A 22,613-nucleotide genomic window follows, 5' to 3' on the forward strand; every position below is an offset into this window, starting at 1 on the left:
TCAGGCGCCCTTGGCGTCGATGGCGGCCTGGAGGGACTGGACGTAGGCGTCGCTGGTGATCGTGGCGCCGGAGACCGTGTCGATCTTCGAGCTCTGCGCCTTGAGGGTCTCCTCGATCAGCACCGGGACGGCCGCGGTGGTCTGCGGGTGGTTCGGCTGCTGGAGCATGCTCACGGCGCTGATCTTGTCGCCCCCGAAGGTCACCTGTACCTGCACGGTGCCCTTGTCGGTGTTGATCGCGGTGCCCTGGACGACCTTCTTGGTGGAACCGGTCGACGTGGAGCCGGAGGCCGAGGAGGAAGCCGACGGGGTGGGTGTCGACGCCGCCTCCGGGGTCGTCGTACTCGTCGTACTCGTCGTACTCGTCGAACTCGTCGTCGTCCCGATGGACGGCTCGTAGCGCCACACGGGGATCAATCCCGCGACGGACAGCACCAGGACAGGTATGACTCGCTTCACGATTTCTCTCTCATCCCGCCAGGCTGAAGCGTTCGAAGTGGATCTGCTGCTTGGGTACGCCCATGTCACCGAGGGTGCGCAGTACCGCGTTCATCATCGGCGGGGGTCCGCAGAGGAAGACGTCACGCTCGGCGATGTCCGGTACCAGGCGGGCGAGTTCACGCGAGGACAGCTTGTCGGGGACGGGCGGGCCGGTGAGCAGGTGGAGTTCGGCGCCCTTGGCCCGGGCCAGTTCGGCGAGTTCGCCGTAGAGGACCGCGTCGCGTTCGGCGGAGACGCGGTAGACGACCACCGCGTGGCCCTCCAGGTCCTCCAGCAGGGCGCGGATCGGGGTGACGCCGACGCCACCCGCGATGAGGAGGGAGTCCGGCTTCCTGCGGTGCAGGGTGGTGAAGGCGCCGTACGGGCCCTCGGCGAAGACGCGGGTGCCGACCTTGAGGTGGCGCAGGGCGGCCGTGCCGGCGCCGGCCGTCTTGGCGGTGAGGCGGAGGCCGGTGCCGTCTGGGGCGGCCGAGAGGGAGAAGGGGTTGGCCTGCCACCAGCGGTCCTTAGTGAGGAAGCGCCAGAGGAAGAACTGACCGGCCTGGGCGGGGAGGCGGTCGAGGTCGCGGCCTGTGATGTAGATCGAGACGACGTTGTCGGACTCGGGGACGACCGCGGAGACCCGGAACTGGTGGCGGAAGTTGCGCCAGAGAGGGAGCACCAGGCGGCCCAGGGCGACCGAGCCGAGGGCCACGCCCCAGACCGTGTACCAGTACGTCGTGGCGGCGGAGGACGCGGTGAACGTCGTACCGACCGCGACCTGGTGGGTGAAGGCGAGGACCACCGCGACGTAGGTGTAGAGGTGGATGAAGTGCCAGGTCTCGTAGGCGAGGCGGCGGCGGGCGTAGCGGGCGGAGGTCGCGCCGATGACGAGGATCAGGGCGAAGGCGACGAGCGCGCGCAGGATGCCCTCGGTGGTCTCGGCCAGGTCGACGACCTCGCCGACGGGCCCGGTGTCGGTGCCCTCCGCGTAGCCGAAGGCGATGAAGACGAGGTGCCCGAGCAGCGTCCAGAGCAGGGCGAAGCCCGTCCAGCGGTGCCAGGAGGTCATGCGGTCCATGCCGATGCGGCGGTCGAGCCAGGGCAGGCGGGCCACGAGCAGCAGTTGGAAGGCCATCACGAGCGCGCCGTAGAGGCCGAGGAGGCGGCCGATGACGATCAGCGAGTTGGAGGCGAATCCGGCCTGGGCGAAGAAGACGGTCACCACGGCGACGTTCGCGGCCAGCACGGCGTACAGGCCGGTGCGGGCCACCACCCTGGGGCGTATCGCCGTGGGGGGCGCAGGGGGTGATTGGACGGTCGTCACGGACGGCAGCTCCTTGATCGGGTCCTGGGAGACGAGCTTGACCTCGGGTCGCTGTCGTTTTCCTGTCGAACAACTTTCAAGTACTTATCGATGTGGGTGCGGCGGTGCCGCGGGTCTGGCGCCGATCGGCGCGTGAAGCACTATGAGCAGGTGGAAAAAGTACGACTCCTCGTCGTGGACGACGACCCGCCGATCGCCGACCTTGTCGCGACGGTCGCCCGCTACGAGGGCTGGGAGGCCGCGTGCGCGTACTCCGGTGAGGAGGCGCTGACCGTCGCCGCCGAGTTCCAGCCCGACATCGTGGTGCTCGACCTGATGCTGCCCGGCCTGGACGGCTTCGGTGTGCTGGACCGGCTGCGGCACTCGGGGACGATGGTGCCCGTGGTGTTCCTCACCGCGCGGGACGCGGTGGCCGACCGGGTCGCGGGGCTGACGCGCGGGGGTGACGACTACCTGGTCAAGCCGTTCGCGGTGGAGGAGTTGATGGCCCGGCTGCGGACGGTGCTGCGGCGCAGCGCGGGGCCCGGTTTTCCGCGTTCCGTGCTGCGGGTCGCGGATCTGACGATGGACGAGGACACCCGGGAGGTGCGGCGCGGCGAGCATCTGATCACGCTCACCCCCACCGAGTACGAGGTGCTGCGCTATCTGCTGCGCAAGTCGCCGACCGTGCTCACCAAGGCGCAGATCCTCGACCATGTGTGGGAGTACGGCTTCGGTGGCCGCTCCAACGTGGTGGAACTGGTGGTCAGCCGGTTGCGCCGGAAGCTCGACGAGGGGCACGATCCGCTGATCCACACCGTGCGCGGCTTCGGCTATGTGATCCGGCAGGCCGCCGAGTGATCGCGCGGCTGCGGCGGACGTACCGGCGGCTGCGGCTCGGCACCCGGCTGGCGCTGGGGCTCGGGGCGCTGGCCCTGGTGGTGTTCGCCGTCGTCGGCACGGCGCTGACGACGTACATGCGGGACTATCTGTCGGCCCAGCTCGACGACCAGCTCGGGCTGGCCCAGAGCGCCCAGTCCAAGTCGATCGTGGCCAACGGCACCCTCCAGGGCAAGAAGTACTACCGCTGGTACTACGCCGTGTACGACGTCACGGACGGCACTCCGGTGCTCCGCAAGCCCGAGGAGAGCTCGGATCTGCCGTCGGACATCGGTGACCTCACCGCCGTGGCCCGGGCGCAGATCGCCAAGGGCACCGAGGTCCTGCGCACCAGCGACCTCAGCGGCGAGGGCGAGTACCGGCTGCGCGGCTGCGAGGTCGAACCCGGTGTGGTGCTGGTCAGCGGCGCGCCGATGGACGCGATCGACGACACGGTACGACAGCTGGTGATCATCCAGGTGGTCGCCTTCGGGCTCGCGCTGCTGGCGCTGGTGGTGCTCGGCCGCAGGCTGTTGCGGCGCGGGTTGCAGCCGCTGAGCGACATGGCGCACACCGCGCACGGCATCGCCTCGCACGACCTGTCCGAGTCGGCGGCGAGGCTGCCGTTGCGCGCGGACGAGCGGGGCGGCGGCCCTGAGGTCGAGGAGCTGCGCACCGCGTTCAACACGATGCTGGAGCACATCGACGACTCCCTCGCGGTGCGCGCGGAGGCGGAGCAGCGGTTGCGCCGGTTCGTCGCGGACGCCTCGCACGAGCTGCGGACGCCGCTCATGTCGGTGCGCGGTTACGCGGACCTGTTCCAGTACGCGGCGGCGAACGTGCCCGAGGAGCGGGACAAGCACCTGGCCCGGCTGCGCGCCGAGGCGGCCCGTATGGGCATCCTCCTCGACGACCTGCTTCTGCTGGCCCGCCTGGACGCGGCGGACGTGGAGACCCCGATACGGCTTCAGGACGCGGAGCTGGTGGAGCTGGTGGCGCAGGCGGCGGACGCGTTCCGGGCCGGGCATCCGGACCGTCCGCTGACGGTGGCGGTTCCGCCGGCCCCGGTGCGGCTGCGGGTCGACCCGGTCCGGATCCGGCAGGTGCTGGACAACCTGCTGACCAACGCGGCCGTGCACACCCCGCCCGGTACGCGGGTGTCGGTGACGGTGACGGTCGCCGCTGGCACGGCTTCGGTACGGATCGCCGACGCGGGTCCCGGTATCCCGGACGCCGACTGGGCCCAGGTCTTCGACCGCTTCTACCGCGTCGACAAGGCCCGCAGCCGGGACCGCGGCGGCAGCGGCCTCGGCCTCGCGGTGGCTCGCTCGCTGGCGATGGCCCACGGCGGCACGGTCGAGCTGACGTCGGAGCCCGGGGCGACGGTGTTCACGGTGACGATTCCGCTGGGGGCGACCGCGTCCTAGGCTCGGCGCACGCCTTGTGACTACCATGGGTGACGTGGCGTCACTTGGGGCTCAGGACCATCAACTGGCTCTGCCTTTTCGGCAGTTGCCGCACCGAGCGGCAACTGAGCGACCGTCACATACCGCGCCACACGTTGTCATAGGCCGCGTCCTCGACACTCTTGCGCTGTCGGACGGCCTCCAGTTCCGTCACCGCGTCGTGGACGGTGGCGAGGACGGTGTCCAGGGCCTCGTCGGTGACCTTCGCGGAGTCCTCGTCCGACACCTCGCGGATGCCGACGGCCGCGGCGAGCTGGGCGAGGACGGGTTCGCCCGTGGCCCAGCGGTCCGCCGCCCGGGTGCGGGCCGGGGAGTCGACCAGGGCCGCCTTGCCGCTGCGGACCGGGATCCAGCGACCGCGCTGCCGGGCGACCAGGCCCTCGTTCTCCAGCGCGGCGAGATAGGCCGAGGACAGACCCCGCCCCCGCCGCCACAGCCAGTCCTCGACCGACTCGTACGGCGTCTCCCGTACGACGGCGGTCGCGGCCTCGTCCAACAGGCCGTCCGGCAGGGGGACTTGGAGGTTCGGCACGATCAGGTCGCCGTCCAGCGCGACGGCTTCGGCGGCGAGGAGGTCGATCACCTCGGCGCCCGCGAGCGCGAGCGAGAGATCACCCGACTCGACGGGGCGGTCGGGGTCGACGTCCATGGCGATGATCAGCAGGTCCCGGGGTGTGCTCATGGGTGCCAACTTAGCGCGGCTCGTGCGAGGAGGCAGCGACACCCAACGTTTACATAATTCCGTTCCGCAGTCGGCCATGTTTCGGGACCATGAGCCTCGGATGAATACCAGGGGCTTTTGGACCGCTTGCGCCACTGCGGTCCGAATGGCGTGCCCTCTGAAGGAAATTGGCGGGGTTTCCGGTTGTTTGGGGGCTCGTTCACGCTGGCCGGATCATTTCCCTGCACCGGGCGCTTACCTTTCCGTTGTTGACCGCCGAGTAACAGTGACGCTAGCTTTCAACCAGCCATCTCGCGTCTCTGCGATTCCGTTCGGCGCCTACAGGCCGAAACCCCCCACCGTGCAGTTTCACCGTTTATTCGGAGAATCATGACGTCTGTCGCGCGCGCCGCAGAAATGATCATTGGAATCACGCCGTTCCATGAACCGGATGCCCGACTCGCGGCGGCAGTGAGCCGCGCCGGCGGGCTCGGTGTACTGGATCTGGGAATTGGCGACCGAAGATCCAGAGAGGCCCTGGCGCGAATCCGGCGCTGGTCCCCTGGCCCTTTCGGGGTACGGATCGGCGCCCACTGCCGGATCGCCCCCGCGGAACTCGCCACGGCCACCGACGGCGGCCCGGGCACCGTCGTCCTCGCCGTGGACGCGCCATGGCGGGTCGAGGAGGTCGCCGACTCGTTCCGGGTGCTGGTCGAGGTCACCGATCCCGACCAGGCCCTGTCGGCTATCGGCGCCGGTGCGCACGGGCTCATCGCCCGGGGTGCCGAAAGCGGCGGCCGCATAGGCGAGTTGAGCACGTTCGTGTTACTCCAACGGCTGCTCGCCGAGCCCGGTGTGACCGTCCCGGTCTGGGCCTGCGGCGGCATCGGCCCGCGTACGGCCGCCGCGGCGGTGGCCGGTGGCGCGGCCGGGGTCGTGCTGGACAGCCAGTTGGCGCTGCTCGCCGAGTCGGCGCTGCCCGAGACGGCGGCAGCGGCACTGCGCTCGATGGACGGCTCCGAGACCACGGTGATCGCCGGTCACCGGGTGCTGCTGCGCCGCGGCCCGGACGCCCCCCAGGTACCCGCCGAGCGGGTCTCCGAACTGCTCGGCGCCCGCGACCCGCGCACCCAGCTGCTGCCGGTCGGCCAGGACGGCTTCCTCGCCGCACGGTTCGCCGAGCGCTGGGGCGATGTGGGCCGGACCGTGCGCGAACTGACCGCCGCCGTACGGGAGTCGATACGCGACGAGGCACCGGCCGGGGCACTGCGCGCCGGCTCGGCGATGAGCCGACGGCTGGGTACCCAACTCCCCATCGCCCAGGGCCCGATGACCCGTGTCAGCGACCAGGCGGAGTTCGCCGCGGCCGTCGCCGGTGGCGGTGCCCTGCCGTTCGTCGCGCTGGCGCTGGCCAGCGGCGAGCAGTCGCGGACGATCCTTGCCGAGAGCCGCGCCGCCGTGGGCGACCGGCCCTGGGGTGTCGGGGTGCTCGGCTTCGCGCCCGAGGAGATGCGCAACGCCCAGCTCGAAGCGGTACGGGAGCTGAGGCCCACCCACGCGATCGTCGCGGGCGGCCGCCCCTCCCAGGCCGAGGCGTTGGAACGGTCCGGGATCGCCACCTTCCTCCACGTGCCCTCGCCGGGACTGCTGCGGCAGTTCCTGGACGCCGGTGTCCGCAGGTTCGTGTTCGAGGGCTCCGAGTGCGGCGGCCATGTCGGACCGCGCGGCAGCTTCCCGCTGTGGGAGGCCCAACTCGCCGTTCTGGACGACTTCTTGGCGACCGCGGCAGCGGGCACGGCCGAACACGTCGAGGTCTTCTTCGCGGGCGGCGTCCACGACGAGCGCTCGGCCGCGATGGTCGCCGCGCTCGCCGCACCGCTCACCGCGCGCGGCGCCGCCGTCGGCGTGCTGATGGGAACCGCCTACCTCTTCACGGAGGAGGCGGTGACGCGTGGAGCGGTCCAACCCCTCTTCCAGGAGCAGGTGGTCCGGGCCACGCGGACCGCGTTGCTGGAGACCGCGCCCGGTCACGCCACCCGCTGCGTACCCAGCCCGTTCAGCGACAACTACCTGCTCTTCGAAGCCGAGTTGCGCGAGCAGGGCGTCCCGGACCGGCAGATCTGGGAGAAGTTGGAACGGCTCAACGTCGGTCGGCTCCGCATCGCCAGCAAGGGCGTGGAGCGGGACGCGGCCGGTGCGCTGACCTCCGTGGACGAGGAACGCCAGCTCGCCGAGGGGATGTTCATGGCCGGCGAGGTCGCCGTGCTGCGTTCGGCGACCACCACGATCGATGCCCTGCACCGCTCGGTGACCGAAGGCGCCGCCGACTTCCTGGCCGCCGGCGCGCGAACCGCCCGTGCCCTCCTGGGAGTCGAGGAACAGGCCGAACCGGAGCCGCCCGCCCCGCTGGACATCGCTGTCATCGGTATGGCCTGCATGTTCCCGCAGGCCCCCGACCTGCCCACCTTCTGGGCGAACATCCTCGGCGGACGCGACGCGGTGACCGAGGTCCCGTCCGACCGCTGGGACCCCGCCGTGCACTACGCGGACGACAAGAGCGGTGCCACCCCGTCGAAGTGGGGCGGCTTCCTGCCCCGGATCCCCTTCGACCCGCTGCGCTACGGCATCCCGCCGACCTCGCTGGGCAGCATCGAACCGGTCCAACTGCTGGCCCTCGAAGCCGCCCGGCGCTCCCTGGAGGACGCCGGATACGGCGACCGGGGGCGGGAGTTCGACCGCGCGCGCACCTCCGTGGTGTTCGGCGCGGAGGCGGGCAGCGACCTCTCCAACGCGACCACACTGCGCGCCGTACTCCCCTCCTACTACGGGAAGATCCCGCAGGGCATCGAGGAGCAACTCCCCACGCTCACCGAGGACTCCTTCCCCGGGATGCTCTCCAACGTCATCTCGGGCCGGATCGCCAACCGGCTCGACCTCGGCGGCGCCAACTTCACGGTCGACGCGGCCTGCGCGTCCTCGCTGGCCGCCGTCGACGTCGCCTGCAAGGAACTCGTGGGCGGCACCAGCGATGTCGTGCTGTGCGGGGGCGCCGACCTCCACAACGGCATCAACGACTACGTCCTCTTCTCGTCCGTGCACGCCCTGTCCCCGACCGGCCGCTCCCGCGCCTTCGACAACTCGGCGGACGGCATCGCACTCGGCGAGGGCGTCGCCTGCGTGGTCCTCAAGCGGCTCGCGGACGCGGAGCGGGACGGCGACCGGATCTACGGCGTCATCAAGGGAGTCGGCAGCTCCAGCGACGGCCGCTCACTGGGCCTGACGGCACCCCGGCCCGAGGGTCAGCGGGCCGCGTTGGAGCGGGCGTACCGCAACGCGGGCGTCTCCCCCGCCTCGGTCGGTCTGGTCGAGGCGCACGGCACCGGCACGGTCGTCGGCGACCGCACCGAACTCTCCATCCTCAGCGAGGTGTTCACCGAGTCCGGTGCGGAGACGGGCAGTTGTGCGCTCGGCTCGGTCAAGTCGCAGATCGGGCACACGAAATGCGCGGCCGGACTGGCCGGACTGATCAAGACCGTGCTGTCCCTCTACACCGGGGTCAAGCCGCCCACCCTGCACATGAAGCAGCCCAACTCGGCCTGGAAGCAGGACGACAGCCCCTTCGTCTTCCACGCCAGGCCCCGGCCCTGGGCCGCCCCCGCCGAGGAACGCGTCGCGGGACTCAGCGCGTTCGGCTTCGGCGGCACCAACTTCCACACGGTGATCCAGGCCTACGGCGACGCCGTACCGCCCGCGCACGGCCTGGACGCGTGGCCCGCCGAGCTGTTCACCTTCCGGGGAGCGGACCGGGCGGCGGCACGGCGCGGCATCGAGGAGACCCTCAAGCTCGCCGAGACGGGCTCGTGGAAGCTGCGCGACCTCGCCCTCAGCGCGTCCCGCCGCTCCGACGCCCGGCACGAACCGGTCCAAGTGGCCGTCGTAGCCGAGGATGTCGAGGGACTGGCCGGGCAGTTGCGGCGGGCACTGGCCGACGAGCACGATCCCGGCGCGGGCATCCACGCGGCCGACCTCCAGGAGGACGCCGGCCAGGTCGCCTTCCTCTTCCCCGGTCAGGGCAGTCAGCGGCCCGGGATGCTCGCCGACGTGTTCATCGCCTTCCCCGAGTTGCAGCACTATCTGCACCTCGGCCGCGACCACGCCGACGCGCTCTATCCGCCGACCGCCTTCGACGACGCCGCCCGCGACCGCCAGCAGGCCGGTCTGACGGACACCCGGGTCGCGCAGCCCGCGCTGGGCATCGCCGGGCTCGCCGCCCACGCGCTGCTCACCGAGGCGGGCGTACGGCCCGACATGGCGGCCGGACACAGCTACGGCGAGCTGGTCGCCCTGTGCGCGGCCGGAGCCATCGCCCCGGAGGCGCTGCTGCGGTTGAGCGCCGAACGCGCGGCGGCGATCCTCGAAGCCACCGGCACCGACGACCCTGGCACCATGGCCGCGGTCGCGGCCGGGGCCGAGGAGGTCGAGCAGGCCCTGAAGACGGCGGGCGCACCGGACTCGGTCGTCGTCGCCAACCACAACTCACCCCGCCAGACGGTGATTTCGGGCCCGACGGCTGCGGTCGCGGAAGCCGTGCGGCTGCTGCGCGAGGCCGGTCTCGGCGCCAAGCGCATCCCCGTCGCGTGCGCCTTCCACAGTCCGCTGGTGGCGGGGGCGGGCGAACGGTTCGCCCAGACCCTCGCCCAACAGGCCGTGCTCACACCCGAGTTCCCCGTGTGGTCCAACCGCACGGCGGCCCCGTACGGCGAGGGCGCCGACGCGGTCCGGGCCGAACTCGCCGCGCAGATCGGGGCACCGGTCGGCTTCGTCGCACAGATCGAGGCGATGTACGAGGCGGGGGCGCGGGTCTTCGTCGAGGCCGGTCCCGGTTCGGTGCTGACCCGGCTGGTCGCCCAGATCCTCGGGGAGCGTCCGCACCGCACGGTCGCGTGCGAGCCCCGGCAGGACAGCGGGCTGCGCGGCTGGCTCGACGCGCTGGCCCAACTGGCCGTCGCGGGGCTGCCGGTGCGTACCGGATGGCTGTTCAACGGGCGCGACGCCGTCGACGCGGCCCGGACTCCTGTGCCCAAGCGGCCCGGCTGGACGGTCGACGGACAGCTCGTCCGCACCGCCGCCGGAGACCTTCTCCCCGGTGCCCTCACACCGGCCCGACGCGTTGTGGAGACGACTGTGACGACGAACCCTCAGGGCGGCGCCCCCGTCGAGGCGAACAGGGACGCGCTCATCTCCGAATTCCTGCGCACCAGCCGGGAGATGGTGGCCGCGCAACGGGACGTCCTGCTGACCTACTTCGGCGCGACGCAGGCGACGGTGCCGCAGGGAACCTGGATTCCCGCACCGGCACCCGCCGTGGTCGAGGCGCTCCCACAGCTGCCCGCCCTGCCCGCCGCCGTCGAGACTCCGGTCGCCCAACAGCCCACCGCGCAGCCGGAGTCGGCGCCCGAGGCCGTCACCGAGGACGACGTGCTGCGGGTCGTGCTGGAGATCATCAGCGAACGCACCGGCTATCCCGTCGACATGATCGAGCCCGACCTCGACCTGGAGGCGGACCTGAGCATCGACTCCATCAAACGGGCCGAGATCGCGGGTGAGTTGGCGCAGCGGCTGGGCATCGGCGGCGGCGCGGACATCGCCTCGCTGGACGACGCCGAGCTGGAGGACCTGGCGAAGGCCCGTACGGCGGCCTCGGTCACGGGCTGGCTGTCGGCGCGTTTGACCGGGCCCGCCGCCCCGACAGCCGAAGCTACCCCAGCACCCGAAGCCTCCCCACAGGACGAGGTCATGGGCTCCGCGCCCAAGCGCCTCCAATTGCGACCGGTACTGCTGCCGCACCAGGACAGCGACAACCCGGCGGACCCGACGTCCGTCCTCAGCGGCCGACGGTTCGTCCTCTACGGCGACGGCGACGTCCCGGAGGCGGTCGCCGCGCGCCTCTCCTCATACGGAGCCGACACGGTGACCGTCGCTCCCGAGCACCAACTCACCGCAGCGGACGGCCAGGTGGACGGCGTCCTGTATCTCGCGCCGCTCACCGCGTCGGCGCCGGTGCTGCCCGAGGCGTTCCCCGTGTTCCAGGCCGCCCTGAGCCGCGCGCCGCGTCAACTCATCGCCGTACAAGGGGCGGAGGGCGGATCGGCCGGCCTGCACGGGCTGTTCCGTACGGTGGCGCGCGAGTACCCGGACACCGTCGCCCGCCTCGTCGAGGTGGCGGACCCCGCACCGGCCGCCGTCGCCGACGCGCTGCTCGCCGAACTGCTGGCGCCCGGCGATGAGCCGGTCGTACTGCGAACTGCCGCCGGACGGCACGGACTTGAGCTGACCGAGATTCCGCTCGGCGCGCTCGCGACCAACGGTGCCGGTCCTGCCGGTGACGGGGTCGCCGAGGCCGCCGCGATCGGTCTCGACCGTGACGCGGTGGTGCTGCTGGTGGGTGGCGCGCGGGGCATCACCGCGAAGTTCGCGGTCGCGCTCGCCGCTGCCTCCCGGTGCCGTATCGAACTCCTCGGCAGGACGGCCGCACCGGCCGGACCCGAAGACCCGGCGACCGCGGGTGCCCGCACCCCGGCCGAACTGCGCACGGCCCTCGCCGGACAGGGCGGACGCACCCCGGCCGAGATCAACCGCGCCGCCGAACTCCTGCTCGCCCAGCGGGAGATCACCGCGACCCTGGACGAACTCGCGGCCCTCGGCAGCGAGGCCCGCTACCACTCCGTCGACTTCCGCGAACCGGACGCGGCACTCCAGGCGGTCAAGGAGATCCACGCCGAGCACGGCCGCCTCGACGGTGTCGTCTACGCGGCCGGGGTCATCGAGGACCGGCTGATCGCGGAGAAGACCACCGAGTCCTTCCAGCGGGTCTACGGCACCAAGACACACGGCGCCGAGACACTGCTGTCCGCGCTGGAGGAACTGCCCAACGGCCCTGCTTTCGCCGTCCTGTTCGGCTCCATCTCGGCCGTGCTCGGCAACCGCGGGCAGGTCGACTACGCGGCGGCCAACGACGCCCTGGAGAGCCTCGGCACCGCCTGGTCGGCGCGCACCGGGCACCGGGCGCTGACCGTGCACTGGGGTCCGTGGGCGCCCACCGGCGGCCATCACGGCATGGTCACACCGGAGTTGGGACGCGAGTACGCGCGGCGCGGTATCTCGCTGATCGATCCCGAAGAGGGCACCGCGGCCCTGCTGCGCGAACTCGCCTTCGGCGACGAGTCGGCCGGAGCCGTCGTCTACACCGCTTCGGGCTGGTGACATGACCGACCGTCAAGTGCCGGTCGCGATCGTGGGAATGGCGGTGCTGCTGCCCGGCGCCGCCGACCTCGACGCGTACTGGCGGAATCTGCTCGCGGGCACCGATGCCATCAGCGAGGTACCGGACGGGCGTTGGGACGCGGACTACTACCGGCCGGACTCCGCGAGCGGTCCGGCCGTGGCCGACCAGGTGTACTGCCGGCGCGGCGGGTTCGTCGACGAGCTGGCCGAGGTCGAGGTCACCCAATTCGGCATCATGCCGAACTCGGTGCCCGGCACCGAACCCGACCAGCTCATCGCCCTGCACGTGGCCGCCGCCGCCCTCGCCGACGCGGGCGGCGAGTCCCGGCTGCCCGACCGGCATCGCGTCGGTGTGGTGCTCGGCCGGGGCGGCTATCTCACCCCCGGCCTGGTCCGCCTCGACCAGCGGGTCCGTACGGCGGGCCAACTCGTCCGCACCCTGGGCGAGTTGCTGCCCGACCTGGACACCGGTCAACTCGACCGGATCCGCACGGCGTTCACCGACAGCCTCGGTCCCGACAGCCCCGAGTCGGTCATCGGCCTGGTGCCGAACCTCGCGGCGTCCCGGGTCGCCAACCGTCTCGACCTGCGCGGACCGGCGTACACGGTGGACGCGGCCTGCGCGTCCTCGCTGATCGCCGTCGACCAGGCGGTGACCGAACTCGCCGCCGGGCGCTGCGACTTGATGCTCGCCGGAGGTGTCCACCACTGCCACGACATCACGCTGTGGAGCGTGTTCTCCCAACTCCGCGCGCTCTCCCCGAGCCAGCAGATCCGCCCCTTCCACCGGGACGCCGACGGCATCCTGATCGGCGAGGGCACGGGGGTCGTCGTCCTCAAGCGCCTCGCCGACGCCGAACGCGACGGCGACCGGATCTACGCCGTGATCCGGGGCACCGGTGTGTCCAGCGACGGCCGCGCCGCGAGTCTCGTCAACCCGGACTCGAACGGCCAGACCCACGCCGTACGGCAGGCCTGGGCGGCGGCGGGGTTGGACCCGGCGCTGCCCCATTCGATCGGCCTGCTGGAGGCGCACGGCACGGCGACGCCCGCCGGTGACGGGGCCGAACTCGCCACGCTGGCCGAGGTGTTCGGCCCCGACGGTGATGCGGTCATCGGCTCCGTGAAGTCGATGATCGGCCACACGATGCCCGCCGCCGGAGTGGCCGGTCTGGTCAAGGCCGCCCTCGCCGTGCACCACGGGACGCTGCTGCCGACCCTGCACTGCGACGACCCGCATCCGGCGCTCGCGGCCACCCGGTTCCGTCCTCTGGAGAAGGCGGCGCCCTGGGATACGACGCCCGAACAGCCGGTGCGGCGGGCGGCGGTGAACGCCTTCGGGTTCGGCGGCATCAACGCGCATGTCGTGCTGGAGGAGGCGCCGGGGGCTCGTGCGTCTCGTGCGGCGACGGTGGTCGTCGACGAGCCGGAACGCGTGCTGACGCTCGCCGCCGACAGCCCCGAGGCGCTGGCCGCGCTGCTGGACGCGGACGACTCCGCACTACTGGCAGCAGCCACAACCAACTCCCTCACCGGCCGCTCCCGCCTCGGCATCGTCGCCCCGGACGCCAAGCGGCTGGCGCTCGCCCGGCGCGCGGTCGCCAAGGGGCGGGCGTGGCAGGGCCGCAGCGACGTGTGGTTCACGCCGAGCCCGCTGCTCGGGCCCGGCGGAGGCAAGCTGGCGTTCGTCTTCCCGGGTCTGGAGGGCGACTTCACGCCCCGGGTCGAGGACGTGGCCGCGCACTTCGGACTGCGCGAGAACAAGTCCTCAACTCCCGCCCAGGTGGGCGATGTCGGCCGCCACGGCTTCGATGTGGTCGGTGTCGGGCGGCTGTTGGACTCCGCACTGCGCCGGATGGGCGTAGTTCCGGACGCGGTCGCCGGGCACAGTGTCGGCGAGTGGACGGCGATGACGGCCGCCGGGGTGTACTCGCCGGACGAGGTGAGCGACTTCATGGAGTCGTTCGACCCGGACTCGGTGACCGTACCGGGGCTCGCCTTCGGCGCGATCGGTGCTCCCGCCGAACGTGTGCTGTCGGCCCTCGCCGCCGAGTGGCCGGACTCCGGGATCGTCCTCTCCCACGACAACGCGCCGGGCCAGTCGATGGTGTGCGGGCCGGAGCAGGCGGTGGACTCGTTCGTGCGGTCGTTCCGCGCGCAGGGCGTCCTGAGCCAGGTGCTGCCGTTCCAATCCGGCTTCCACACACCGATGTTGAGGCCCTACCTCGCGCCGATCGAGGAGGCCACGAACCGCTTCCGCCTGCATCCGCCGACGGTCCCCCTGTGGTCGGGGACGACCGCCTCTCCGTTCCCCACGGACGAGACGGCGGTCCGCGAACTCTTCATCCGGCATCTGCTGGAGCCCGTGCGTTTCCGGCAGCTCGTCGAGGCCATGTACGACGCCGGTCACCGCGCGTTCGTCCAGGTCGGCACCGGCCAACTCGGTTCTCTCATCGACGCGACGCTCAGCGGACGCGATCACCTGGTCGTGGCCGCCAACTCGCCCCACCGCTCAGGCCTGGCCCAACTCCGGCGCGTGGCAGTCGCGTTGTGGGCGGCGGGCGCGACGGTGGATCCGTTGACGCTGACCCCGCAGCAACCGGCTCGGCGACAGGAACGGCCTCCGATACGGCTCGACATGGACGGCGCACTCGTGTCGCTGGACGCCCCGAGCCTGGTGAAACTCCGGGCGGAACTGCGCACACCGCTCCCGACGAGCGCCGCCGTTTCCCCCCTGGACGCGCTCACCGACCGCTTCCCGGCGGCCGCCGAACTGCACGCCCTGATGCGGGAGACCGCCGACACGGCCGCCCAACTCCTCACCGCGGGCAGCCGCCGTACCGTGGCGACCATCCCCGCGCCACCCCGGCAGCAGCCTCCCGCTCCGCCCAGGGAATGGCGGACGACGGTCCATGTCTCCCCCGAGTCCATGCCCTACCTCATGGATCACTGCTTCTTCCCGCAGCGCCCCAACTGGCCGGATGTGGCGGACCGTTGGCCGGTGGTCCCGGCCACCACGATCGTGCAGCACATCATCGAGGCGGCCGAGCGGACCGCGCCCGGCATGCGGGCGGTCGCCGTGCACGACGCGCGGTTCGACCGCTGGCTGACGGCGACGCCGTCGGTCGACGTACCGGTGCGGGTGGTCACCGAGGCCTCCGGCCGGCTCGCCGTCTCCTTCGGCCCGCACGCCCGCGGTGTGGTCGAACTGGCCCCGGCCCACGCCCCGTCGCCCCCGCCCCGCCCCCTCCCGGACCCCAGCACGGAGCGCGTCCCCGACCACACCGCGTCCATTCTCTACGACGAGCGCTGGATGTTCCACGGCCCGGCGTTCCAGGGCGTCACCGAACTCACCGCGATCGGCGACCGCCACGTACGCGGCGTGATCACCACCCCGCCCGCCCCGGGCTCCCTGCTCGACAACGTCGGCCAGATCCTGGGTTACTGGATCATGTCGACCCGCACCGAACGCACCGTCGTCTTCCCGGTCGGCATGCGCGAGATGCGCTTCTACGGCCCACATCCGCGCCCCGGCACGGAAGTTGGGTGTCTGGTGCGGATCACCTCGCTCACCGACACCGCACTCGAATGCGACGTACAGCTCACGGTCGACGGCACGGTGTGGGCGGAGCTGACCGGCTGGCAGGACCGGCGTTTCGACAACGATCCGCAGACCAGGCCGGTCGAGCGCTTCCCGGAACGCAACACGCTCTCCGAGGCCCGCCCCGGCGGCCGGACCCTGCTGCACGAGCGCTGGCCCGACCTCGCCTCCCGCGACCTCATCATGCGCAACTCCCTGAGCGGCGTGGAGCGTTCGCAGTACGCGGAGCATCCGCCGCGCGGGCGTCGGCAGTGGCTGCTGGGCCGGATCGCGTTGAAGGACGCGGTACGGCAGTGGCTGTGGGGGCACGGCGAGGGGCCCGTGTTCCCGGCCGAGATCCGGGTCCACAACGACGAGTCGGGCCGCCCGTACGTCACCGGCCTGCACGGCCGCGTCCTGCCTCCGCTGGACGTCTCGCTGGCCCACGCCGCCGAGGCCGCCGTCGCGATCGTACGGCCGCACTCCCCCGAACCCGGGCCCGGAATCGACATCGAGGAAGTCGCCGAACGCGACCCCGCCACCCTCGCCACCGCTCTCGGCGAGGAGGAACTCGCGCTGCTGCGAGCGCAGTTGGTCGCGTCCGGTGAGTCGGAGGCGCTGTGGTTCACCCGCTTCTGGGCGGCGAAGGAGGCGGTCGCCAAGGCGGAGGGCACCGGCTTCGGTGGCCGACCGCGCGACTTCGCCGTCTTCCAAGTGGTCTCCGGATCACGGCTGTTGGTGTCCGGGCGACTGGAACGCGCCTACACCGTGCACTGCGAGCCGGCCGGCAATCCCCCCAATCTGCCGGACAGGACCTATGTCGTGGCCTGGACGACGGGACCCGCGCACGAAGAGGAGTACGACCGATGACCCCCACCACCGAGGACACCGTCCTCGCCGACCTCACCGGCATGCTGACCGCGCTCCTGGAGGACGAGTACGGCGTCGACGACGTCGAGATCACGATGACGACGACCTTCAACCGCGACCTGGAGCTGGAGAGCATCGACCTGGTGACCCTGGCCGGGCTGCTCCAGGAGCACTACGGCACGAAGGTCAACTTCGCCGAGTTCCTGGCCGGGATGGAGTTCGACGAGATCATCGAACTCACCGTCGGCCGACTCGTCGAGTATGTCGTGCAGAGCCTCAAGGCAGCCGAGGCGGGCTGAGCCATGGCGATGGTCGACACCGGTCAACTCCGGTTGCACGTACAGCGAATGAGCCCACCCGACGGTCGCCCGGTGACCGCCACGGCGGTGCTCGTGCACGGTCTGCTCACCGACAGCCTCGCCAGCTACTACTTCACGCTCGCCCCGCCGTTCGCGCTGGCCGGCGTCGACGTCGTCATGTACGACCTGCGCGGCCACGGCCGCAGCGGACGCCCGGCGACCGGCTACACCCTCGACGACAACATCGACGACCTGGAGGCGCTCCTCGACCTCCTGGAGGTGACTGGACCGGTCCATCTGGTCGGCAACTCCTACGGCGGGACGGTCGCGTTCGGCTACGCGGCCCGCCATCCGGAGCGGGCCGCCAGTGTCTCCCTCATCGAGTCGGAACCGGCCACCGACGCCTGGGCGCCGAAGCTCGGCAACATCCTGGACCGTGTGCTGCACGAGCTGGCCCACAACGAGGACGACGCGATCGCCTGGATCAGCGCGAACCGCGGCCACAACACCGCCCGCCTCGCGAGGGGCGCGGCCAAGCTCGCCCGGGACACCTCCCTCTCCCAGGACATCCCGGCCAGCAGGGTGTTGACGGAGGATCAGATCGGCGCGGTGCGCTGCCCGGTGCTCGGCGTCTACGGCGGCGACTCCGATCTCGCCCTGCTCGCCCCCTGGTTGGAGTCCGTGCTGCCGGACTGCCGGACCGTCGTCGTCCCCGGCCACGAGCACTCGGTGCTGGTGGAGGCGGCGGGCACGGTCGGCGGCCACATCCTCTCCCTGATCCAGGAGGCGAGCGCGACCGAGGTGGCCGTCAGGTGAGCCGCTTCCTCTTCGTCGTACCGCCGCTGGTCGGCCACATCAACCCGGCGACCGGCGTGGCCGCCGAACTCGCTTCACGCGGCCATGAGTTGGCGTGGGCCTGCGCCGACCCCGATCTTGTACGGCGGCTCGCGGGCGAGTCGGCGCGGGTGTTCCCGTGCGCAGGACCGGTCCCGGGCACGGGCGAGGGCGTACGGCCGCCGGACATCCGTGGGCCGGAGGCGCTGAAGTTCCTGTGGGAGGCGTTCCTCGCGCCACTCGCCGAGCAGATGGCGCCCGGGGTCACCGCCTCCGTCGAGGAGTTCCGGCCGGACGTGGTCGTCGCCGACCAACAGGCCCTGGCCGGTGGCCTGGTGGCGGAACGCCTCGGGGTGCCGTGGGCGACCTCGGCCACCACCTCGGCCGAGTTCACCGACGTGTTCGCGGGCATCCCCAAAGTCGGCCTCTGGTTGGACGAGTTGCTGCACCGGCTGCGCACCGAACTCGGCGACCCGTCCGCCACCGGCGATCCGCGCTTCTCGCCGCATCTGGTGCTCGCGTTCAGCACCCCGGAACTCGTCGGTCCCGAGGCACGGCAGGGCGAGCAGATCCGCTGGGTGGGCCCGTCGATCGCGCCCCGCCCGGCCGCGCCGGACTTCCCCTGGGACTGGCTGGACCGGTCCCGCTCCCTGGTCCTGGTCAGCCTCGGCACCGCCAACACCGATGTGGGGGCCCGTTTCCTCACCGAGTGCGTCACGGCCCTGCGGGCGCGAACGGACCGCGTCCAGGCGGTGATCGCCGACCCGGGCGGCGCATTGGACCGGTCCGACGAAGAGGACAAGGACCTCCTGGTCCTGCCCTCCATCCCCCAACTCCCCCTCCTCGAAAGGGCGGACGCGGTGGTCTCACACGCCGGGCACAACACGGTGTGCGAGGCGCTGTGGCACGGCGTCCCGCTCGTCGTGGCGCCCATCCGCGACGACCAGCCGGTGATCGCCGGGCAGGTCACCGGCGCGGGCGCGGGCATCCGGGTCCGTTTCGGCCGGGTCACCGCACCGAAGTTGGGCGCGGCGATCGACGCCGTACTCCACGAACCCGACCACCGCGTCGCCGCCGACCGCGTCCGTACGGCGTTCCGCGCGGCCGGAGGCAGCCGCGCGGCGGCCACCCACCTGGAACTGCTGGCCACCGGCGCGTCCCCGAAGGAGACCCCGTGAGCACCGAGGACGAACCCAAGGCCCCGAGCCGCAACGACCAGGTGGCGGCGCTACGCCCCGTCTACCAGACCGACCTGGCCGACGGCCTGGACCGCTTCTTCGAGCCCCGGCGCGAGACCTGCCCTTGGTGCGACTCGTCGCGGCTCAAGACCCGGCTGCGCACGAGGGATCTGATCCAGCACAAGCCGGGCACGTTCGTCCTGGACCGGTGCGAGGACTGCCGGCACACGTTCCAGAATCCCCGACTGAGCCCGGCGGGGCTGGAGTTCTACTACCGGGACTTCTACGACGGCCTGGGCGAGAAGCAGTTGGGCAACACGTTCGCGGCCCGTACCAAGATGTACGAGCAGCGTGCGGAGTCACTGCTGCCGCACTCGCCGACTCCCAAGAACTGGCTGGACGTCGGCACCGGTCACGGTCACTTCTGTGAGTCGGCGCGCACGGTGTACCCGGACACGACCTTCGACGGCCTCGACTTCACGGACGGCGCCGAACTCGCCGAGCAGGCAGGGCGGGTGGAGCGCGGTTATCGCGGCAGCTTCCCTGAACTGGCCCCGAATCTCGCGGGCCACTACGACGTCGTCAGCATGTTCCACTACCTGGAGCACAGCACCGAGCCCGAGCGTGAACTGGCCGCCGCGTACGCGGCCGTTCGTCCCGGCGGGCATCTGCTGATCGAGGTCCCGGACCCCGACAGCCGCTACTCCCGGCTGCTCGGGCGCTGGTGGCTGCCGTGGCTCCAGCCCCAGCACCTGCACTTCATCCCGGTGGAGAACCTGCGGGCCCGGCTCACGGACCTCGGCTTCACGGTCGTGGCGGAACAGCACGCGGAGCCGCACGACCCGGTCGACCTCCTGGCCGGCACCTGGCTGGCGCTGGACACGGCCGCGCCCCGCGACAACCTCCCGTGGCTGCCGAAGCCGCCGTCCGGCCTGGCCCGTACGGGCCGCGCGGCGGTCCTGATCGCGGGGATCCCGGCCCTGATCCTGGGCACCCTGCTGGACCGGTTCGTGGTGAAGCGGATGTCGCACCGGCTGGGGGTGTCGAACGCGTACCGGCTCGTCGCCCAACGGGACTGAGTGCGGTCAGGTCAGGACAGGCCCGCCAGCGCGCGGGCGACCTCGTGCGCCGTGATGCCGTCGGCCCGGTTGTCGAAGACCAGCCGACGGCCGTCGCTCCAGCGGCACTCGTTGGCCTCGGCCGCCTTCCAGAACGTGTCCCAGTCGGCGAGCTTGGACCGGTCCCGGGCGCAGCCGCGGGCGCGCACGCGTTCGCGGGCCGTGTCCGAGTCCACCTGTACCTGGACGACGACCAACTCGACGTCGGCGGGCCAGTCATGACGGTATGTCACCTCGGCGAGGTAGTCCGGCCGGGAGAAATAGCGGCCGAACGGCGCGTCCAGTACGACGGGGCGGCCCACCCTCAGGTTGTCGGCGGCCAGGTCGAGGATGGTCGCGTATTCGAGGTCCATCACCACCGACTGGTAGTACGGGTTGAGGTCCCGCTCCGACGGGTCCGTGCCGGCGAGTTCGAGGAGCGCTTCGGTGAGGCGGGTGCAGGCGGTGTCCTTGTCGATGTACGCGGCACCGCTCAGCTCGGCGATCAGCCGGGCCACGCCGGTCTTGCCCGACCCGGCCGGGCCGATCACGAAGTACACCCGTGGAGCGAGGGTCATGCGCGGCGGTCCTTCACGAAGAACAGGTACGACATCCCGCCGAGCAGCAGCAGTGCTCCGCCGACGAGGAAGACGTCCGTGTAGTTGTTGCCGGTCGCGTCCAGGATCGCACCGGTGACGATGGGCGCCATGGCCGCGCCGAGGAAGCCGCCGAAGTTTTGGATCGCTCCAAGCGAGGCCACCTGGTGGGACTCGGCGATGTCCGAGGCCAGCGTCCACAGGCAGCCCATCGGGACCTGGGCGGCGAAGTAGCCGAGGGACAGCAGGGTGAGCGCGAGCGGGGTGCTGTGGACGTACGCCACGGGCAGGACCGCGGCTGCGGCGAGCACGGCGCCGCCGACGATGGGGACCTTGCGGGAGACGACGGCGGGGAAGCCCCGGCGGATCAGCCGGCCGGAGAGCCAGCCACCGAAGAGGACGCCGAGGATGCCGCAGAGGTAGGGCAGCGAGGAGAGCCAGCCGGTCTCGGAGAGGCTGAGGCCGCGGGAGGTCTGGAGGTAGCTGGGCAGCCAGGTCAGGTAGACCCAGACAGTGTAGAAGATCCCGAAGGCGCCGAGGATCATGAAGTAGGTGTTGCGCTGCTTGAACAGTGCGCCCCAACTCGCGGGCTTCGCCTGCTCGTTGGCGCGGGCCGCGGCCAACTCCTCGCCCCTGATGAGCGCCTGCTCGCGCAGGGTCGGGTCCCGGTAGACGCGCAGCCACACCAGCATGACGACGATGCCGAGCGCGCCCACGGCGACGAACATGCCGCGCCAACCGACCGTCAGGAGAAGGCCGGTGAGGATCGGCGGGGCGATGGCGTTGGCGATCTGCGAGCCGGTGTTGACGATCGAGATGGGCAGCGCGCGTTCGTCCTTGTTGAACCAGCGTTCGTTGACCTTGAGGCTGGCCGTGAAGAACGGGGACTCGGCGACGCCGAGGGCGACCCGGGCGGCGTAGAGCAGGCCGAAGGAGTGGGCGGCGGCGGTGACCATCGTCATCAGGGACCAGAGTCCGGCGGCCCAGGCGTACATGCGCTTGGGGCCGAAGCGGTCGACGAGGTAGCCGGCGGGGAGGTTGGCGATGGCGTACGGCCAGGAGAAGGCGGCGAGCAGCAGTCCCATCTCGGTGGCGTTCAGGCCGAATTCACCGGCGACGGTCGTGTTGGCGACGCTGAGTGTGGCACGGTCCAAGTAGTTGACGACCCCGCCGATCACCAGGAGGGCGACCAGGACCCAGCGGATGCGGAGCGAGGTCCGGCGGGCGGTGTCGCCCGGGTCGAGGGATTCGGGGGAAGCGGAGGTGAGGGACTGCTGAGCCATGGAGAGCTCCTCGGGGAACCACCGTGCGGGTGATGGGGAGTTGGGGACGAGGGGGCGAAGGCGGGTGCCGCTCCCTGACGGGTTGTCAGGCCCTGGCGCCTTCGATGGCGCGCAGCATCGTGGCGGCGGCCTCGGTGACGTGGCGGTAATCGCCGTCCGCGCGGGCGGCCTTGGTGACGAAGCTGCCGACGCCGACCGCGACGACTCCGGCGTCGAACCATTCCTTGACGTTGTCGGCGGTGACGCCACCGGCGGGCATGAGCGGTGCCTGCGGGAGCGGGGCGCGGACCGTGCGGACGTACTCGGGGCCGACGAACTCCGCGGGGAAGAGCTTCACGATGTCGGCGCCGGCCTGCATGGTGTCGACGATCTCGGTCGGGGTGTAGGCGCCGCTGACCGTGACGGCCTGGTAGCGGTTGGCGGTGGTCAGCATGGCCGGGTTGAGGTTGGGGCTGACCAGGAGACGGGCGCCGGCCGAGATGCATTCGTACGCGGAGTGCTCGTCCAGGACGGTGCCCGCGCCGACGAGGATGCCGTCGTCGCCGTAGCGCTCGGAGAGCTTTGTGATGACGTCCAGCGCACCCGGTACGGAGAGGGTGATCTCCAGGGCCCGGATGCCGCCCTCGATGGCCGCCTCGGAGACGGCGAGGGCCTCTTCGGCGCTTTCGAGGCGGACGATGAGCAGGGCGCCCGTATGGGTGATTGATTCCAGGGCGTTAAACTTTGTTACCATGGAAGCACACGCTAGAACATGAATTCACATCCTGTCACGCCCCTTGTCACACGAAGTTAGGCTGACC

General features: G+C 71.4%; 14 protein-coding genes. 8 read left to right on the forward strand and 6 right to left on the reverse strand.

The annotated features are described in order from the left end of the window. Complete coding sequence (locus ACWIHT_RS10300) at positions 1–459, reverse strand: FMN-binding protein (protein ID WP_456166457.1); 459 nt, start codon at positions 457–459, stop codon at positions 1–3. Positions 460–469: 10 nt separating this feature from the next. After that, the gene (locus ACWIHT_RS10305; protein ID WP_456166459.1) at positions 470–1,807 is read right to left on the reverse strand and encodes a ferredoxin reductase family protein; all 1,338 of its coding nucleotides are present in this window, start codon (positions 1,805–1,807) and stop codon (positions 470–472) included. A gap of 150 nt (positions 1,808–1,957) precedes the next feature. Here ACWIHT_RS10305 and ACWIHT_RS10310 point away from each other — a divergent pair, with 150 nt between their 5' ends. Together ACWIHT_RS10310 and ACWIHT_RS10315 are read left to right on the forward strand one after the other, a co-directional pair. Continuing rightward, positions 1,958–2,647 carry a response regulator transcription factor gene (locus ACWIHT_RS10310; RefSeq protein WP_456166461.1) on the forward strand — a complete coding sequence of 230 codons (690 nt, stop codon included), beginning with the start codon at positions 1,958–1,960 and terminating at the stop codon, positions 2,645–2,647. After that, a complete protein-coding gene (locus ACWIHT_RS10315) occupies positions 2,644–4,092 on the forward strand; it encodes a sensor histidine kinase (RefSeq protein ID WP_456166463.1) in 1,449 nt (482 codons plus the stop codon). The genes ACWIHT_RS10310 and ACWIHT_RS10315 overlap by 4 nt, the downstream gene beginning before the upstream one ends. 115 nt (positions 4,093–4,207) lie before the next feature. Here ACWIHT_RS10315 and ACWIHT_RS10320 read toward each other — a convergent pair whose 3' ends face one another. Continuing rightward, positions 4,208–4,813, reverse strand: a complete 606-nt coding sequence (locus ACWIHT_RS10320) for a GOLPH3/VPS74 family protein (protein WP_456166465.1) — start codon at positions 4,811–4,813, stop codon at positions 4,208–4,210. Positions 4,814–5,182: 369 nt separating this feature from the next. On the opposite strand from ACWIHT_RS10320, the gene ACWIHT_RS10325 reads away from it, so the two are divergent. Genes ACWIHT_RS10325 through ACWIHT_RS10350 form a run of 6 tightly spaced genes read left to right on the forward strand, consistent with a single transcriptional unit; the run spans position 5,183 to position 19,916 of the window. Continuing rightward, positions 5,183–12,055 (forward strand): SDR family oxidoreductase, encoded by a 6,873-nt coding sequence (locus ACWIHT_RS10325; RefSeq protein WP_456166467.1) that lies wholly within the window; start codon positions 5,183–5,185, stop codon positions 12,053–12,055. A 1-nt stretch (position 12,056) separates the two neighbouring features. Further along, on the forward strand, positions 12,057–16,526 hold the full coding sequence (locus ACWIHT_RS10330; RefSeq protein ID WP_456166469.1) for a beta-ketoacyl synthase N-terminal-like domain-containing protein: 4,470 nt from the start codon (positions 12,057–12,059) through the stop codon (positions 16,524–16,526). Next, entirely contained in the window at positions 16,523–16,825 is a 303-nt protein-coding gene (locus ACWIHT_RS10335) for an acyl carrier protein (protein ID WP_019071397.1), read from the forward strand. Before ACWIHT_RS10330 ends, ACWIHT_RS10335 begins: the two co-directional genes overlap by 4 nt. Before the next feature lie 3 nt (positions 16,826–16,828). Then, positions 16,829–17,641: an alpha/beta fold hydrolase gene (locus ACWIHT_RS10340; protein ID WP_456166471.1), complete on the forward strand. Its 813-nt coding sequence runs from the start codon at positions 16,829–16,831 to the stop codon at positions 17,639–17,641. After that, a complete protein-coding gene (locus tag ACWIHT_RS10345) occupies positions 17,638–18,837 on the forward strand; it encodes a glycosyltransferase (RefSeq protein ID WP_456166473.1) in 1,200 nt (399 codons plus the stop codon). The genes ACWIHT_RS10340 and ACWIHT_RS10345 overlap by 4 nt, the downstream gene beginning before the upstream one ends. After that, the gene (locus ACWIHT_RS10350) at positions 18,834–19,916 is read left to right on the forward strand and encodes a class I SAM-dependent methyltransferase (RefSeq protein WP_456166475.1); all 1,083 of its coding nucleotides are present in this window, start codon (positions 18,834–18,836) and stop codon (positions 19,914–19,916) included. The genes ACWIHT_RS10345 and ACWIHT_RS10350 overlap by 4 nt, the downstream gene beginning before the upstream one ends. Before the next feature lie 11 nt (positions 19,917–19,927). On the opposite strand, the gene ACWIHT_RS10355 is transcribed toward ACWIHT_RS10350, so the two are convergent. The 3 genes from ACWIHT_RS10355 to ACWIHT_RS10365 all read right to left on the reverse strand — a co-directional run bounded on the left by ACWIHT_RS10355 (position 19,928) and on the right by ACWIHT_RS10365 (position 22,546). Then, entirely contained in the window at positions 19,928–20,512 is a 585-nt protein-coding gene (locus ACWIHT_RS10355; protein WP_456166477.1) for an AAA family ATPase, read from the reverse strand. Continuing rightward, the gene (locus ACWIHT_RS10360) at positions 20,509–21,813 is read right to left on the reverse strand and encodes an MFS transporter (RefSeq protein WP_456166479.1); all 1,305 of its coding nucleotides are present in this window, start codon (positions 21,811–21,813) and stop codon (positions 20,509–20,511) included. The genes ACWIHT_RS10355 and ACWIHT_RS10360 overlap by 4 nt, the downstream gene beginning before the upstream one ends. Positions 21,814–21,898: 85 nt before the next feature. Further along, positions 21,899–22,546 (reverse strand): bifunctional 4-hydroxy-2-oxoglutarate aldolase/2-dehydro-3-deoxy-phosphogluconate aldolase, encoded by a 648-nt coding sequence (locus ACWIHT_RS10365; RefSeq protein WP_456166481.1) that lies wholly within the window; start codon positions 22,544–22,546, stop codon positions 21,899–21,901. Between the last annotated feature and the right edge of the window lie 67 nt (positions 22,547–22,613).

This window comes from Streptomyces sp. NPDC002276, from assembly GCF_053891435.1.